This is a genomic window from Gordonia metallireducens (genome assembly GCF_021245825.1).
GTDB classification, from domain to species: Bacteria; Actinomycetota; Actinomycetes; order Mycobacteriales; family Mycobacteriaceae; genus Gordonia; species Gordonia namibiensis.
The window spans coordinates 385,866-401,721 of record NZ_JAJQJP010000026.1 but is presented as its reverse complement, the minus strand read 5'-3'; the positions used below and the strand labels follow the sequence as shown (position 1 = coordinate 401,721).

Sequence of the window (15,856 nt, the reverse complement as noted above, 5' to 3'; positions counted from 1 at the left end):
GGCAAAGGTCTTGCGGGCCAGCACGCGGGAGTCATGATCGGCGACGACGATCACCTGTTTCTTGGCTGCCAGATCAATCGCCACCACCGCGTAATCGCGGCGCACGATCTCCCGCAGTCGGCTCAAACGGTCGTTTCGGCGTTTCGTTCCTCGACTCAAGGGACTAGCGTCAGACATCGACATCCTCCTTGTTGTGGTTGGGACACCAAGCCCTTACGACCACAACAGGAGGATGTCCCGTATTTCACAACCTTCGAGCTATTACTAGGTGTGAGGAGCGCAAGCGACGAGCCGCGAAGGCCTGGCGAGATGACGTCGCCGGCCCTTCGTGGCTCGCTTCGCTCGCACCTCAGGGAGCGGTGGTGGCGCCTCCCGCACCTCAGGGAGCGGTGGTGGCGCCTCCCGCACCTCATGGAGCGGTGGTGGTGCCCCTCGCACCTCAGGGAGCGGTGGTGGTGGTGCCCCCCCGCACCTCAGGGAGCGGTGGTGGTGGCGCCCCTCGCACCTCAGGCAGCAGTGGATGGCCGCCCCGCGCTCCTCAGGGAGCTGGGCTACTGCTCGTCTTCGAGATCGTCGAAGGTGTCGATCAGCGGGCGGCGGGGCTTCTTCGGATCGTTGACGCGCTCGCTCAGGCGGCGGCGGATCTGCATGGCGATCAGCACGATGTTGACCACGATGACGGCGATACCGACGGCCACCCAGAACCAGCGTCCGTCCTGCCACCAGCCGACGGTCAGCCAGCCGATGCAGACGATGAGGATGACCGCGCCGATGCTGGTCATCGTCGTCGACAGTGTCTGCGCGCCGCGGGAGAAGTCGGGGCCGGTACTCACGGGAACTCCTGGATAGAACGGTTGCTGGCGATCAGTTCTGGACTCGATCACGCCTGGATCACGACGACGACCGCGATCAGGATGGCCACCACCACTATCGCAGTGACGACGAACAGGACCTGGGCCGGGCCCGGCATCTGCCCACCGCGTTGGAGCACGCGCAGTGTGCGACGCCAGCGCCACGCACCGATCACCGCGAGGGAGCAGCCCAGGGCGACGAGGACGAGCCCCAGCACCAGTTCGAGGACCGGGTTGTCGATGTCCGGGGCCAGGTAGACGATCGCCATCCCGGCGGCCATGAACCCGAGGGCGGTGCGCACCCACGCGAGCAGCGTGCGCTCGGCGGCGAGGGTGAAGCGCGCGTCGACCGCGCCGGGCGGGGCGGCAGATGACGCGGCGGGCGGCGTCGCACCCTTGCCGGGTCCGGCGCCTGCTCCGTCAGCCGGCCCGTTGGTCCTCTCGGTCGTCAGCGCTCTTGCCCTCTCGTATCGCCTGCTTCGCAAATGCCGCGGTCACCTGGATCGCGTGAATGGTCTCCGGATGGTGCGAGGTCAGCACCGGGAACGCGTGTACCTGCCAAGCGTAGCTGTGGGCGAGGGCCTCGATGCCGGCCTCGTCGAGGGTCTCGATAAGGCCGATGACGTCCGGTTCGAGCATCTCCCCCTCGGCGGTGACCATGACCGTCGGCGGGAACTCGACCGGGTCGAGGTCGGCGATGCGGCGTACCCCGGTCAGCGGTACGGGACCGCGATCGAACTGGGGCGCCAGCTTGGCCATCTTCGACTTCGGCAGGTAGGCGTCGGAGCGGCTGGACCGGTCCGGGTTGGTACCCAGGTCGACGTCGAGCAGCGGGGAGAAGCCGATGAGTGCGGCCGGAGCGGGGAGTCCGCGTTCGACGGCGGCCTCGACGACCTTCGCGGCCAGGAATCCGCCCGCGGAGTCGCCGGCGACGATGACCCGCCGGTAGTGGCGTTCGTTGATGAGCTCGGCATAGGCGTCGACGGCGTCGGCCACCGACGCGCCCACGCCAGCCTGCGGGAGCTGGCGGTACTCGAGCGAGAAGACCGGGACCTCGCAGGCCTTGGCCAGTCGCGCGGCGATGGAACGGTGTGTACCCAGACCGCACACCACGAAGGCCCCACCGTGGAGGTACAGCATCGCCGTGTCGCTGTCGCGGCGCGAGGGGCCGGCCGGGATGGCCAGTTCGGAGGAACGTCCGGCGAGTGTCAGCTGTTCGCGCACCACGCCGCGGGGCTTGGGTCCCACAGCGACGACGCGATCGATGAGGAACAGTCCGGCCATGCCCGCCTTGTTGATCGGCCACAGCGTGAGCAGCGGCTTCAGGAGCACGCGCGAGCCGAACCAGATGGGATACGACAGGAGGCTCGGCCGCCGGTGGTGAACGATGGGCATGGGATTCCTCCTGGTCTCAGCCGAAGTTACACCCCGGCACCCCCCGTATAACCGGTAAACGCCGAGCAAAACATTCACCAAGCCGCCCCCTGCCGGCCACCGGGGTCCGCTATATTCTCGAACTCGTGACAAGACGGTGGCCGTGACGCAGGAGCAGATCCCTCCGCAGTTCCTGCTGTCCGCGCAGGCAGGCGATTCCCGCACCCTGTGCGACGTCCTCACCGCGACCGCCCGGGCGCACCCGGACGCTCCCGCGATAGACGACGGCGACGTCACCCTCACCTACGGCCAGCTGCTGGCCCTGATCCGACGCACGGTCGCGCGTTTCGCCGAGGTCGGCGTCGGCCACGGCAGCCGCGTCGGCATCCGGATGCCTTCCGGCTCGCGAGATCTTTATGTCGCGATCCTGGCCACCCTCTACGCCGGCGCCGCCTACGTCCCGGTCGACGCCGACGACCCCGAGGAGCGTGCCGAACTCGTCTTCGGCGAGGCCGGGGTGGATGCCATCGTCGACGCCGACGGACCGCGCCCGGCGAAACCCGCCACCGGGACCGCCACGGCGCCGGCACGTCCGGCCCCCGACGACGACGCGTGGATCATCTTCACCTCGGGCTCCACGGGGACACCTAAGGGCGTGGCGGTCACCCACCGCAATGCGGCGGCCTTCGTCGACGCCGAGGCACACATGTTCCTGCCCGACGAACCGATCGGGCCCGGTGACCGTGTCCTGGCCGGCCTCTCGGTGGCCTTCGACGCCTCGTGCGAGGAGATGTGGCTCGCCTGGCGCAACGGCGCCTGCCTCGTCCCGGCACCCCGATCGCTGGTGCGCAGCGGCATGGACCTGGGCCCGTGGCTGGTGGCCCGCGACATCACCGTCGTCTCGACCGTGCCGACCTTGGCCTCACTGTGGCCGCCGGAGGCCCTGGAAGCGGTGCGCCTGTTGATCTTCGGCGGCGAGGCCTGCCCACCCGAGCTCGCCGACCGCTTGGCCGTGCCCGGTCGCGAGGTCTGGAACACCTACGGCCCCACCGAGGCGACGGTCGTCGCATGTGCCGCCCTTCTCGGCGGACCCGGCCCGGTGCGCATCGGGTTGCCCTTGCGCGGTTGGGATCTCGCGGTCGTCGATGCGGACGGCAACCCCGTCGCCGAGGGCGAGGTCGGCGAGCTGGTCATCGGCGGGGTCGGGCTGGCCCGCTACCTCGACCCGACCAAGGACGCCGAGAAGTATGCGCCGATGCCCACGCTGGGATGGGAACGCGCCTACCGCAGTGGCGATCTCGTGCGCCTCGATCCCGCAGGGCTGGTCTTCATGGGTCGCGCCGACGACCAGGTGAAGGTCGGCGGTCGGCGCATCGAACTCGGTGAGATCGACAACGCCCTGCAGAATCTGCCCGGCGTGAGCGGAGCTGCTGCCGCGGTGCGCAGGTCCGCGGCGGGCAACAGCCTGCTCGTCGGCTATCTCGTCTCCGCCGACCCCGACTTCGACGTCTCGGCAGCGCACGCCGAACTCACCCGCCACCTGCCCGCCGCGATGGTCCCGACCCTCGCCCTCGTCGACGAACTGCCCACGCGCACTTCGGGAAAGGTTGATCGTGATGCGCTGCCCTGGCCCCTGCCGGGCAGCAGCAGACCAGTGGATGACGACGTCGAACTCAGCGAGACCGAGCTGTGGCTGGCCCAGTTGTGGACCGATGTGCTCGGCATCCGGATCACCCATCCCGACGTGGACTTCTTCGCCGAAGGCGGTGGTTCACTCGCGGCCGCGCAACTGGTGACCGCGATCCGCGGACGCCACCCCGACATCTCCGTCGCCGATCTCTACGACCATCCCCGACTGGGGTCGATGGCGGAGATGCTCGACGCGCGCCGCCCGGCGACCAGCATCGTCGAACGCGATGTGGCACCCACGCCACGTGCGGCTGGTCTCGCCCAGCTCGCGCTGACCGTTCCGCTGACGACCCTGACCGGTCTGCAGTGGGCGACCTGGCTCGGCGTGCTGAACAACCTGGGTGTCGTCGTGGCCGACCGGCTGGATCGGTCGGTCCCGTGGCTGGTCGAGGTGAACTGGTGGGTCCTGCTCGTCGCCTTCCTGATCTTCATCACCCCGCCCGGCCGGATGTGCATCGCTGCGTTGGGTTCCCGGCTGCTCCTCTCGGGCGTCACGCCCGGTGAGTACCCGCGCGGCGGCAGCGTGCACGTGCGTCTGTGGGTGGCAGAACGACTCCTCGATGCGAGCGGCGCGGCGAACCTGTCCGGTGCGCCGTGGATGATCTACCTCGCCCGGGCGCTCGGGGCCCGGATCGGCCGCGACGTCGATCTGCACACGATCCCGCCGGTCACCGGACTGCTGACGGTCGGTGAGGGCGCGTCGGTGGAGCCGGAGGTCGACCTCGCCGGCTGGTGGATCGACGGCGACGTCGTCCACATCGGTGAGATCGCGATCAAGCGCGGGGCGTCCATCGGTGCGCGGTCGACACTCATGCCGGGCGCGGTCGTCGGACGCGACGCCGTCGTCGCACCCGGTTCGGCGGTGTTCGGCCGGGTGAAGGCGCGTCAGCACTGGGCCGGTTCACCCGCGATCAAGGTCGGCAAGGTCGCGCACCCGTGGCCCGACCACCGGCCGCCGCGCGCGCGGGCCTGGGTACCGATCTACGGACTGTCGTCGCTGGTGCTGGCCGCGATCCCGCTGATCTCGCTGGCGGCGGGCCTCGCCGTCATCGGCCTGTGGGCACTGTCGGCAGATCGGTTGCGCGACGTCGCGATCCGCGCCGTGATCCTCCTGCCGGCGGCGACCCTCACCAGCCTGGTCGTCTTCGCCGCGATCACCGCCGCACTGGTGCGACTGGCATCGCTGGGCCTGGCCACCGGCTACCACCCGGTGCGGTCACGGATCGGTTGGCAGGTCTGGCTGACCGAACGCCTCCTCGACGCCGCGCGCACCTACCTGTTCCCGCTCTACGCGAGCCTGCTGACGCCGATCTGGTTCCGCGTGCTGGGCGCGAAGGTCGGTAAGGGCACCGAGATCTCGACCGCACTGGTGCTGCCGCGGTTCACCACCATCGGCGACGGCGCCTTCCTGGCCGACGACACGATGGTCGCGTCATACGAACTCGGCGGCGGTTGGCTGCACATCGACGAGGCGAAGATCGGCAAGCGTTCGTTCCTCGGCAACTCGGGGATGACCGGCCCGGGTCGCAAGGTGCCCAAGAACGGCCTGGTGGCGGTGCTGTCGGCGACCCCGAATCGGGCCAAGTCGGGGTCGAGTTGGCTGGGCAGTCCCCCGGTCCGCCTGCGCCGCACCGCCACCGAGACCGACACCTCGCGCACCTTCGATCCGCCGACGAAGCTGAAGGTCGCGCGTTCGGTCATCGAGACCCTGCGCCTCGTCCCGGTGATGGTGTCCTTCGGGCTCGGCGTCGGCATGCTGATCGCGCTGCAGTCTGTGGCCGTCCACGTGCACTACGGCGTCGCCGCGCTGGTCAGCGGGCTGCTGCTGCTCGGGATCGGCGCTGTAGCCTGTGGCACCGCAGCCGCCGCGAAATGGCTTGTCGTCGGCCGCATCACCGTCGGCGAGCACCCGCTGTGGAGCTCCTTCGTCTGGCGCAACGAATTGTCCGACGCCTTCGTCGAGACCGTGGCCGCACCGTGGTTCGCCAACGCCGCCACCGGGACACCGATTCTCAACCTGTGGCTGCGGCTGCTCGGCGCCCGGATCGGACGTGGCGTCTGGTGTGAGACCTACTGGCTACCCGAGGCCGATCTGGTCAGCCTCGGAGACGGTGCGACCGTCCAGCGCGGCTGCGTCGTCCAAACACATCTGTTCCACGACCGCGTGATGGCCATCGACCGCGTCACCCTTGACGCCGGTGCGACGCTCGGCCCGCACTGCGTCGCCCTTCCGGCGTCGGGGCTCGGCGAATCGGCAACCGTCGGACCGGCTTCGCTGGTCATGCGCGGCGACGTCGTGCCCGCGCACACCCGCTGGCAGGGCAATCCCATCGCCCCCTGGCCGGCGGCGGAGTAGTTCAATCGGGGAACGAGCGCACGACCCGCGCTCACTGAGCCGCGCCCGCGGCTCCTGCTCTTCGAAATGCGAGCGCGGCCCCTGCTCCCTGAGGTGCGCGCACGCCGCTCTGCTCCCTGAGGTGCGCGCACGCCGCTCTGCTCCCTGAGGTGCGCGCACGCCGCTCTGCTCCCTGAGGTGCGAGCGAAGCGAGCCACGAAGGGCTGGTGACGCCGTCTCACCAGGGGCTTCGTGGCTCGTCGCTATCGCTCCTCACACCTCAGCCGGCGGAAAGAGCCATCGCTATCGCTCCTCCCACCTCAGCCGGCGGAAAGAGCCATCGCCTGAGCTCCTCGCACCTCGAGCCTGGGGGCTCGTCGCGTGCGCTCCGCGGCCGGCTGCATGGATCAGGCCGCAGGCTCGGCCGGGGCCTCGACCTTCTTCGGCAGCGTCAGCAGCGTGGCGATCGACAGTGCGACCAGCATGATGCCGCCCACCCAGGTCAGGACCTCGAGCGAGAAGACCGGCAGGATGATCATCACGATGCCGGCGATCACGGAGATGATGCCGGAGAGGATCAGGAACCAGGTCGGGCTGTGGCCGGACTTGGTGACCGCGCCGTAGAGGTCGGCGACGCCTTGGAAGATCCAGCCGATGCCGATGAACACGGCGAGCAGCCACAGCGCGTCGCCGGGGCTGAAGACCGCGATGACACCGGCGATCAGCACGATCGCGCCCACGATCCCTAACAGGACACGGGTTCCCGTACTCAGGAACGACGCCGCGAACGCCTGGTAGATGCGGAAGATACCGGCGATCATCAGCGAGATCGCGAACAAGATCGCGACCACGACGATGGTCGGGCCGGGCCAGAGGATGGCGATGATGCCGAGGACGATGCCGACGATCGAGGTGAGGATCAGGGCCGTCCGGACGGCGCCGATCAGTTCATCAGGGAAATGCTTCGTGTACGCCGTCGCAAATGTCATGGTCGAAGGTTATCGCCCGGAGGGCCGTAACACGCTGTCCTTGAGGGCCTGTGGCACAAACTGATACTCGTACGGGTAGTAAGTATCGAATGACCTCCATCGCGTTCTTCGAGAGGGCCGACGACCCGTCCGGCGAGATCCGGTACCGTCCGACCACATTCGCAGCGAGTCTCTGGGCTCCGGGAACCCTCAACGGTCCGGCGGTGTGCGCGCTCGCTGCCCGGGCGGTCGAGGTGGAATTCGGCACGGAAGAGTTCCTGCCCGCTCGGTGCACGATCGATCTGTTCAAGGCCGCCCGTGACGTTCTCACCTCCACCCGCACGCGACTCGTCCGTTCCGGCGGGCGCATCCGCGTCGTCGATGTGAAGATCGTCCAGCATCCGGTGGGCGCCGACGAGGTGGTGGTGGCGCGCGGGACGACGGTGTTTCTGCGGACGTCGACCAACCCTCCGGGGGAGCGGTGGCATCGGCCGCCGGAAACCGTCACCTTTCATCCGCCGGCGACCACCGGCGACGACCTCGCACCGCGATTCGCCTCCGACGCACCGGACGGCGGTCTCGGCGAGTGGCAGCGCGACATGTCCGGTCATCAGAACGGTCACCGTAAGCGGATCTGGACCCGCGCGGCCCCGATCGTGCCGGGCGAGGAGCCGACGCCCTTCCAGCGCGCGGTGGTCAGCGCGGAGTCCGCGAGCCTGGTCTCGAACTGGGGTGATACCGGCATCGGTTTCATCAATTGCGATCTCACCGTCGCGCTGAGCCGCCTACCCCACGGCGAGCGGGTCGGCGTCGAGGCGGACGTCCACATCGAGGACGACGGGGTCTCGGTGAGCAACGCCGGCCTCTACGACGCCGACGGCATGTTCGGGACGGCGCTCGTCACGGCGGTGAACAACGCTGCCGCACAGATCGACTTCACCACCGTGGACACCTCCGAGCGGTATCGCGAAGCCTGAGGAAACCCGTATTCACCCAGGTGAATTACTTCCCACAGGGCTCTCAGGTCTTGATAAGGTCACGCCCATGACACGACGCCTTCATCGGCTGCTGCTGGGTCTCGCCGTCTCGACCCTCGCGTTTGCCCTGACGTCGACGCTGGCCTCGCCGGCGCAGGCCGGCAACGTGGCGGGCCCGGCGAGTATCGTCAACCGCCTCACGGGCCCGTTCGCCATGAACGACACGATCAGCCGCTACAACATCGTCGGCACCGACCTGGGCGTCATGTGGGACAACGGCCGCGGTGAGATACTCACCGCCTTCGGCGACACCCAGTCGTTCAACGGCTGGTCACTGCTCTACGGCCAGCTGTACTACTGGCGGTCCAACGTTCTGCTGCGCAGCACCGACCGCAACCTGGCCGACGGCATGACGTTCACCTCCCACGCCGGCCGTCCTGGCCACGCCAAGCGCCTGCTGAAGCCGAACGTGCGCAAAGAGGTCACCATCATCCCGACCGCGGGTGTCGCCGCCAACGGCAAGCAGTACATGACCGTCATGTCGGTCAAACGCTGGGATTCACCGGGCATCTGGACGACCAACTGGTCGGGCCTGGTCGTCTCCGACGACAACGGGGAGAACTGGCGCGCCCTCAACGCCTTCCGCCCGAACGGCGGCGGCAACAAGAAGTTCCAGATGGGCGCCTTCCTCAAGGTCGGCAAGACCATCTACTACTACGGCACCCCCGACGGCCGCTGGGGCGGCGTCTATCTCGCCCGGGTCGACGAGAAGGACATCGAGAACCTCGGCAAGTGGGACTACTTCTCCTACGGCCGCTGGGTCCGCAACAACCCCGGCGCGGCCACCCCGGTGATGGGTGCGCCGACCGGCGAGATGTCGGTCGCCTGGAACGACTACCTCGGCAAGTACATCTCGCTGGCCAGCCAGGACATCGGCGTGACACTTCGCACCGCCGACAAGCCCTGGGGCCCTTGGACCTCCGGCGAGCTGGTGGCACCGTCGGCCGACCCGTACACCGGTTACGCGCCGTACATCCACCCGTGGTCGAAGGGCAGCACCCTGTACTTCACCTACTCGATCTCGATCGGTTACCAGGTCTACCTGATGAGGTTGCCGCTCAAGCGATGACGCCTGCGATGTGGGGCGGTTCGGGGATCTCCTCGAACCGCCCCACATCTCTTTCTCGGTGTCAGTTCTGGCCCAGCATCGCCCGCATCTGGTCGATCTCGGCCTGCTGCGTCGTCCTGACCTGTGTGGCAAGGGTTCTGGTGGCCGGGTCGGTGCCGTTGGCCAGTACCTCGTCGGCCATCGCGATGGCACCCTCGTGGTGCCGGATCATGCCCTCGAGCCACAGTCGGTCGAACTCCCCGCCCCTCGCCTGACGGAGGGCCGCCATCTGCTCGGCGGACATCATTCCCGGCATGTCCCCGTGCTCCATATCCCCGTGCCCCATGTCCCCGTGGTCCATGCCGTCACCGTGGTCGGAGTCCTCGTCGTCCTCCATGTGTCCGGTCACCGGCACACCCCACGACTTCAAACGCGCTGCCATCTGGTCGATCTCGTCGTCCTGCGCGTCCTCGATGGCGTCGGCGAGGGTGATCAGTTCGCGGTTCTGCGTCCGGCCCTCGACGAGGTCGGCCATCATCACCGCCTGCCGGTGGTGGCCGATCATCTCGGTGGTGAACTCGACGTCCGCGTCGTTGTGCTTCGCGGCGGGCGACTGGCCGGGCGCCGTCGCGGCCGCCTGGGACGAGGTCTCCGGACGGTCGGCCGTGGTGCTGCCGGCGGGCGAATCGTCGGATGAACACCCGGCGAGCGTGAGTGCGAGCGCGGCGCCGACGGCGGTTCCGAACGCGGCGCGGCGTCGGACAATTGCATTGTGCTGTAAAGACATCAGGATTTCCTTGCTGAGAGTTGTCGGGTATGACGCCACCGCGGACCCGACGGGGGTCCGCAAAAATCCCCTCAGCAGCGGATCACCTGTAATTGCAGGTGGTTTCGGATCGCCCACGGGGGCGGACGCCCCAGGACGGCGACGCCCCGACGAGCCGGACGGCACAGCCCGGCCACCGACAGGGACAGGAATGCCCATACGAGTAGGATGAGGGCCACGGGCGGGATGTCGACGCCGGCGGCGCGGGTGAACACACACGCATGGTCGTGGTCGCCGCAGTCGTCACCGGACATCGACGGAGGCTCCCCCATCACCGCGGCGGGCGCCATCTGCGTGTCTCCCACCGCGTGATGACCGGCGTGGCCGGGGTGGGCGTCGGAATGACCGGGCGCCGTGCCCGGACCCGCGATCACGGTGTGCATGAGCATCACCGCGAGCGCGAGAGGAAGTATCAGCCCCCGGAACCGGATGGCAGTCCGGGGCGCGGGCCGGCTCACCTGTCCCAGGCTAGCGAGGTCAAGACGCGGGCGTCGAGACCTTCTCCGCGTCGGGATCCTCGGTGCCGGAGTCGACGTCCGCGGCTTCTGCATCGGCCTCCGCGGCCCGCCGCTCCTGCCGCGGGATCAGGTACTTCCGGTCGATGATCCGGTAGACCGCGATCACCGCTGCGGCGAGACCCCACCCGAGCAGGATGTCGAAGATGTAGTGCTCGGCGGTGTAGACGAGGGCGAAGGCCATCGCCAACGCGTAGCCCATGAACAGTGTTTTCCCGAGCGCCTTGACCCGTGGCCACATGAAGAGCGCCAGCAGCATGGTGAGGCCGGCGTGCAGCGACGGGATGGCCGCGACGAGATTGGACTTGCCCTGTCCGAGCGTGACGAGCTGCGACGCCATGCTGATGTTCAGGAAGTTCCAGCCGCGCGCGGAGATCCGCTCGACGTACGGTGCCGCGTCGGGGTACGCATTGTCCAGCGGTCCGAGGAGACCTCCCGGCTCGTCGGCGTCCTGTGAGTACATGCAGATCGGATCGCGGGGATAGTCCTGCACCTCGACGGCGGTGCATCGCGCCGCCGCCCACGGCGGTGCGCCGGGGACGAGGGTGTACCCGATCAGCGCGAGGAATGTGGTCGCCACGAAGCAGGCCGCGTAGCGGCGCCAGGCGTGGCGATCCTTCAACCACAGCCAGGCGGCCACCGCGTAGGGAACGATGAAGTACGACATGTAGACCACGCTGACGATGACCTCCCACCACGGAGGACTCGCCTGCTTGAGCTGTTCCTGCAGCCACGCGGTCGGGGTGACGTCTCCACCCATGAGCCATTTGTCGAAGTCGATCGCCAGATGCCAGTGGGTCGGCATGCCGACGATCTGGGCGATGTTGCGCGTCCAGTCGTAGAGGATCAGGATCAGCGCGAACGGCGCCCAGTCGAGGATGATCGTGATGAACTTGCGGCGCCCGATACTCGCCGCGGCGAGGCCGAGGCAGAGCAGGATGATGAGCCGCGTGCGGTCCCACGCCAGGCCTTCGAGGTAGATGTGCACCGCCATCACCAGGAACCAGGCGGTGACCGCGATGCGCCGGACCATGGTCAGGTCGCGGCGGTTCTCCGGATGGGCTTCCATCTCGGCGGCGGCCGCCAGGTCGTCGAGGACCGGGGCCATCTCCGGCGGCTCGGCGTCCGGTCCCGGCCGACCGGACCGCGACAGCGTTCCATCCGCCGAGGTCGTGTCATCAGGCTTCTGGCCCTCACGGCGCTCCGAGGACTTACCCGACCGCGGGAAGCCCACCGACTCGTCAACACTCACCCGACACAATCCCGCCCGTCACGCCCCGCAGGGCACCCACGCTCGTAACCTGCCGTCAGTGTAATGGCCATGTCCGGTTGGCGAGCCACCGCTGCGCAGCACGTGCGTGCCGGTCGTCGTGACCACCTCGATCACCCGCGTCGACGACCCGTTTCGGCGGATTCACACCCCCTGGACGTGTCGTGGATCACACTGGAGACCTGCAATGTCCCACCCCGGAGGAGGTCTCGGTGCCCAATCGCTACCTGCGCTACGGCGACCAGCGCTACATCATCACCAAGGAGGCGGAGGCTCGGCTGAACCGCACCCTCGATGCGGTGTACTCCGACGGGACCCGCGGTCATGAGTGGCTCAACCTGTACCACGACAGTGCGGCCCCCTGCCGCCTGCTGATCGCGGCCGGGGTACCGATCACGATCGAGACGGAGCCTGCGCCGGGCGAGTGAACCGACGCGTCGAACGAGCCGATCCCGGGCACCGGCGGTGCCGCCCGGAGGCGGCCACTATCGTTGACGCATGCGCATCGGAGCACACCTTCGCGAAGACACCGACCCGTTGGTCACCGCCGCCGAACTCGGTATCGACGTCTTCCAGATGTTCGTCACCGATCCGCAGAGCTGGAAGAAGCCGCAACCGAATCCGCATGCGGCCGCGATCCGCGAATCCGACATCGACGTCGTGGTGCACTCCAGCTATCAGATCAACGTCGCGAGCCTGAACAACCGGCTGCGCATGCCGTCGCGCAAGGCCGTCGAACAACAGGCCGCCGCAGCCGCCGAGCTCGGGGCCTTCGGCCTCGTCGTACACGGCGGGCATCTACGGGACGGCGAGGAGTCCGCCGAAGGATTTGCCAACTGGCGCAAGCTCTTCGACCGCCAGGTCGACAAAGGCGGCTTCGGGGTTCCGATCCTGATCGAGAACACCGCGGGCGGCGATCACGCGATGGCACGCACCCTCGAGTCCATCGACCGGCTGTGGGAAGCGGTCGGCGACTTCGAGCAGGCCGGCTTCTGCCTCGACACCTGCCACGCCTGGGCCGGCGGTGAGGACCTCGTCGGACTGGTCGAGCGCGTCAAGGAGATCACCGGACGTATCGACCTGGTGCACCTCAACAACTCCCGCGACGAGTTCGACTCCGGCCGCGACCGCCACGCCAACCTGGCGTCGGGTCAGATCGACCCCGAGGTCCTCGCCGCCGTGGCCAAGGCCGCCGACGCGCCGGTGATCCTCGAGACACCCGCCGAAGGCATCCCCGCCGACCTCGAATACCTGCGCTCGGCGCTCTAGCCGCTCACGACAGATTCCATCCCGGCACCGGCGGCGTGACCGGGTATGCCGCCACGTTCATGTCAACGGTCCCGTCGCAGGGCCCGCCGTCGATCGTGGTGCGCCACACGCCTTTCAGCGTGCCGTCGCCCTGCGGGGTGTAGGTCGCGACCGACGTCGCCGGCCGCCACACCTTGGGCACGCCCTCGCCCTGCCAGCAATCCCACTCCCAGTCGTAGCGATGCACCCAGGACCCCCCTTCCCAGGTGTAGCGCGGCGGCTGCGGCAGCGTCGGATTGGCGGGTTTCGGGCCGTCGACCACCGTGGCCACGCACGTCCCGCCGTCGCATGAGCTCCGGAACGTGTAGTCGTCGGAGAAGTCCGGTTCCGGCTGCCGCGCGGCGAGGCTGGTGCCTGTCTTCGACGCCGCAAAGCGTTTCAGCGTGTACACCCCGTTCCACTCGGGATCCGCGGCGTTCGCCGGGGCGGCGCTCACCATGGGCGCCAGCGCCACCGCAGCAATCACTGCCACGACCGTGACGATCCGAGCCCGGCTTCCACTTCGTATGTCCATGCCCGATTGGACCGCATACGCCCGCCACCTGCAGCGGTTGCCGGATTTGTCGCGCAACATAGTGCGCCCCTCCCATCGGTCAGATCACACAGATGAGCGATTGATCCCCCGGCGATATGGGGCTATATTGGCGGTTACCGGCGAGTAACTTAGCTCGAACCGAGACAGCTACACCACGCCCGGCCGGTACCTACTTCAACCAAGTGGGGTCGGACCGGGACCTGGCAACAACACCGTCATCACGCATACGGCCACACCAGAGAAGGAATTCACCATGGGCCATTACAAGAGCAACATGCGCGACCTGCAGTTCAACCTGTTCGAGCTGTTCGAGCTCGACAAGGTGCTGGAGTCGGGCGACTTCGGCGACCTCGACCACGAGACCGCCGTCGACATGCTCCGCGAGGTCAAGGCACTCGCCGAGGGGCCCATCGCCGAATCCTTCGTCGACGCCGACCGCAACCCGCCGGTCTTCGACCCGGAGACCCACAGCGTCACCATCCCGGAGAGCTTCAAGAAGTCCTACAACGCGCTCGTCGAAGGCGGCTGGGACAAGATCGGCATCGCCGAGGAGCTCGGCGGCCTGCCCGCCCCGCGTTCGCTGTACTGGGCGATCGGCGAGATGATCCTCGGCGCCAACCCGCCGGTGTTCATGTACGCCGCAGGCGCTGGCTTCTCCAACATCTTCTTCAACAACGGCACCGACGAGCAGAAGAAGTGGGCGGCCATCTGCGCCGAGCGCGGCTGGGGCGCCACCATGGTCCTCACCGAGCCCGACGCCGGTTCGGATGTGGGCGCCGGCCGCACCAAGGCCACCCAGCAGGAGGACGGCTCCTGGCACATCGACGGTGTGAAGCGCTTCATCACCTCGGCCGACCAGGACATGACCGAGAACATCTTCCACCTCGTCCTCGCCCGCCCCGAAGGCGCCGGCCCGGGCACCAAGGGTCTGTCGCTGTTCTTCGTGCCGAAGTTCCACTTCGATTTCGAGACCGGTGAGCTCGGCGAGCGCAACGGCGTCTTCGTCACCAACGTCGAGCACAAGATGGGCATCAAGGCCTCGGCCACCTGTGAGGTCACCTTCGGCCAGCACGGCGTTCCCGCCAAGGGCTGGCTCGTCGGCGAGGTCCACAAGGGCATCGCGCAGATGTTCGAGGTTATCGAGCACGCTCGAATGATGGTGGGCACCAAGGCCATCTCGACGCTGTCGACCGGTTACCTGAACGCGCTCGAGTACGCCAAGGAGCGCATCCAGGGCGCCGACATGACCCAGATGACCGACAAGGCCGCACCGCGTGTGTCGATCACCCACCACCCGGACGTGCGTCGTTCGCTGATGACCCAGAAGGCCTACGCCGAGGGCCTGCGCGCGGTCTACCTCTACACCGCGTCGCACCAGGACGAGGCCGCCGCGAAGATCGTCTCCGGCGCCGACGCCGAGATGGCCGCCCGCGTCAACGATCTGCTGCTCCCGATCGTCAAGGGCGTCGGCTCCGAGCGCGCCTACGGCACCCTCGGCCACGAGTCGCTGCAGACCCTCGGTGGTTCCGGCTTCCTGCAGGACTACCCGATCGAGCAGTACATCCGTGACTCGAAGATCGACTCGCTCTACGAGGGCACCACTGCCATCCAGGCGCAGGACTTCTTCTTCCGCAAGATCATCCGCGACAAGGGCCAGGCCCTGGCACACGTCGCCGGTCAGATCCAGAGCTTCATCGACTCCGAGGCCGGCAACGGTCGCCTGAAGACCGAGCGCGCTCTGCTGAAGACCGCCCTCGAGGACGTCCAGGCGATGGCCGCCTCCCTGACCGGCAGCCTCATGGCCGCCCAGGAGAACTCGGCCGAGCTGTACAAGGTCGGCCTCGGTTCGGTCCGCTTCCTGATGGCCGTCGGCGACCTGATGATCGGCTGGCTGCTCCTCCGTCAGGCCGAGATCGCCCTCAAGGCACTCGACAACGGCGCATCGGACAACGACAAGGCCTTCTACGAGGGCAAGGTCGCCGTGGCCGGCTTCTTCGCCAAGAACATGCTGCCGCTGCTCACCGCCGTCCGCGTCACCGTCGAGAACGTCGACAACGAAATCATGGAGCTCGACGAAGCGGCTTTCTGATCCAGAAGCGC

The 15,856-nt window shown here is 68.0% G+C and carries 14 protein-coding genes; 6 read left to right on the top strand and 8 right to left on the bottom strand.

All coding sequences use genetic code 11. The annotated features are described in order from the left end of the window. Positions 1-551: 551 nt before the first annotated feature. From LQD00_RS10630 to LQD00_RS10620, 3 genes are read right to left on the bottom strand one after another with little or no spacing between them, the layout of a single operon-like run. Entirely contained in the window at positions 552-833 is a 282-nt protein-coding gene (locus tag LQD00_RS10630) for a hypothetical protein (RefSeq protein WP_232717090.1), read from the bottom strand. Between the two features lie 47 nt (positions 834-880). Next, entirely contained in the window at positions 881-1,336 is a 456-nt protein-coding gene (locus tag LQD00_RS10625; RefSeq protein WP_232717089.1) for a YidH family protein, read from the bottom strand. Then, positions 1,272-2,246, bottom strand: a complete 975-nt coding sequence (locus LQD00_RS10620) for an alpha/beta hydrolase (RefSeq protein WP_232717088.1) — start codon at positions 2,244-2,246, stop codon at positions 1,272-1,274. The genes LQD00_RS10625 and LQD00_RS10620 overlap by 65 nt, the downstream gene beginning before the upstream one ends. A 142-nt stretch (positions 2,247-2,388) precedes the next feature. Here LQD00_RS10620 and LQD00_RS10615 point away from each other — a divergent pair, with 142 nt between their 5' ends. Next, on the top strand, positions 2,389-6,270 hold the full coding sequence (locus LQD00_RS10615; RefSeq protein ID WP_232717087.1) for a Pls/PosA family non-ribosomal peptide synthetase: 3,882 nt from the start codon (positions 2,389-2,391) through the stop codon (positions 6,268-6,270). Between the two features lie 386 nt (positions 6,271-6,656). Here the strand turns inward: LQD00_RS10615 and LQD00_RS10610 are convergent, their stop codons facing one another. Continuing rightward, the gene (locus LQD00_RS10610; protein WP_232717086.1) at positions 6,657-7,238 is read right to left on the bottom strand and encodes an HdeD family acid-resistance protein; all 582 of its coding nucleotides are present in this window, start codon (positions 7,236-7,238) and stop codon (positions 6,657-6,659) included. An 89-nt stretch (positions 7,239-7,327) separates the two neighbouring features. Here LQD00_RS10610 and LQD00_RS10605 point away from each other — a divergent pair, with 89 nt between their 5' ends. Next, a complete protein-coding gene (locus LQD00_RS10605) occupies positions 7,328-8,194 on the top strand; it encodes an acyl-CoA thioesterase domain-containing protein (protein WP_232717085.1) in 867 nt (288 codons plus the stop codon). Positions 8,195-8,261: 67 nt separating this feature from the next. Next, the gene (locus LQD00_RS10600) at positions 8,262-9,323 is read left to right on the top strand and encodes a DUF4185 domain-containing protein (protein ID WP_232717084.1); all 1,062 of its coding nucleotides are present in this window, start codon (positions 8,262-8,264) and stop codon (positions 9,321-9,323) included. A 61-nt stretch (positions 9,324-9,384) separates the two neighbouring features. On the opposite strand, the gene LQD00_RS10595 is transcribed toward LQD00_RS10600, so the two are convergent. From LQD00_RS10595 to LQD00_RS10585, 3 genes are all read right to left on the bottom strand, one after another. Further along, on the bottom strand, positions 9,385-10,089 hold the full coding sequence (locus LQD00_RS10595; protein WP_232717083.1) for a DUF305 domain-containing protein: 705 nt from the start codon (positions 10,087-10,089) through the stop codon (positions 9,385-9,387). Between the two features lie 71 nt (positions 10,090-10,160). Further along, on the bottom strand, positions 10,161-10,586 hold the full coding sequence (locus LQD00_RS10590; RefSeq protein ID WP_232717082.1) for a hypothetical protein: 426 nt from the start codon (positions 10,584-10,586) through the stop codon (positions 10,161-10,163). A gap of 19 nt (positions 10,587-10,605) precedes the next feature. Continuing rightward, entirely contained in the window at positions 10,606-11,877 is a 1,272-nt protein-coding gene (locus tag LQD00_RS10585; RefSeq protein ID WP_232717109.1) for a phosphatase PAP2 family protein, read from the bottom strand. Between the two features lie 248 nt (positions 11,878-12,125). On the opposite strand from LQD00_RS10585, the gene LQD00_RS10580 reads away from it, so the two are divergent. After that, on the top strand, positions 12,126-12,341 hold the full coding sequence (locus LQD00_RS10580) for a hypothetical protein (RefSeq protein WP_005194730.1): 216 nt from the start codon (positions 12,126-12,128) through the stop codon (positions 12,339-12,341). A 70-nt stretch (positions 12,342-12,411) separates the two neighbouring features. Continuing rightward, positions 12,412-13,182 carry a deoxyribonuclease IV gene (locus LQD00_RS10575; RefSeq protein ID WP_005194725.1) on the top strand — a complete coding sequence of 257 codons (771 nt, stop codon included), beginning with the start codon at positions 12,412-12,414 and terminating at the stop codon, positions 13,180-13,182. Between the two features lie 4 nt (positions 13,183-13,186). Here LQD00_RS10575 and LQD00_RS10570 read toward each other — a convergent pair whose 3' ends face one another. Beyond that, positions 13,187-13,735 carry an Rv2253 family sensor-like surface protein gene (locus LQD00_RS10570; RefSeq protein ID WP_454771248.1) on the bottom strand — a complete coding sequence of 183 codons (549 nt, stop codon included), beginning with the start codon at positions 13,733-13,735 and terminating at the stop codon, positions 13,187-13,189. A gap of 274 nt (positions 13,736-14,009) precedes the next feature. On the opposite strand from LQD00_RS10570, the gene LQD00_RS10565 reads away from it, so the two are divergent. Continuing rightward, positions 14,010-15,845, top strand: a complete 1,836-nt coding sequence (locus tag LQD00_RS10565) for an acyl-CoA dehydrogenase (RefSeq protein WP_232717081.1) — start codon at positions 14,010-14,012, stop codon at positions 15,843-15,845. The last annotated feature ends 11 nt before the right edge of the window (positions 15,846-15,856 follow it).

Excerpts from the sequence above, each read along its gene's own strand:
- LQD00_RS10620 (WP_232717088.1), bottom strand. The coding sequence starts at position 2,246 with ATGCCCATCGTTCACCACCGGCGGCCGAGCCTCCTGTCGTATCCCATC.
- LQD00_RS10610 (WP_232717086.1), bottom strand. The coding sequence starts at position 7,238 with ATGACATTTGCGACGGCGTACACGAAGCATTTCCCTGATGAACTGATC.
- LQD00_RS10605 (WP_232717085.1), top strand. The coding sequence starts at position 7,328 with ATGACCTCCATCGCGTTCTTCGAGAGGGCCGACGACCCGTCCGGCGAG.
- LQD00_RS10600 (WP_232717084.1), top strand. The coding sequence starts at position 8,262 with ATGACACGACGCCTTCATCGGCTGCTGCTGGGTCTCGCCGTCTCGACC.
- LQD00_RS10595 (WP_232717083.1), bottom strand. The coding sequence starts at position 10,089 with ATGTCTTTACAGCACAATGCAATTGTCCGACGCCGCGCCGCGTTCGGA.
- LQD00_RS10575 (WP_005194725.1), top strand. The coding sequence starts at position 12,412 with ATGCGCATCGGAGCACACCTTCGCGAAGACACCGACCCGTTGGTCACC.
- LQD00_RS10570 (WP_454771248.1), bottom strand. The coding sequence starts at position 13,735 with ATGGACATACGAAGTGGAAGCCGGGCTCGGATCGTCACGGTCGTGGCA.
- LQD00_RS10565 (WP_232717081.1), top strand. The coding sequence starts at position 14,010 with ATGGGCCATTACAAGAGCAACATGCGCGACCTGCAGTTCAACCTGTTC.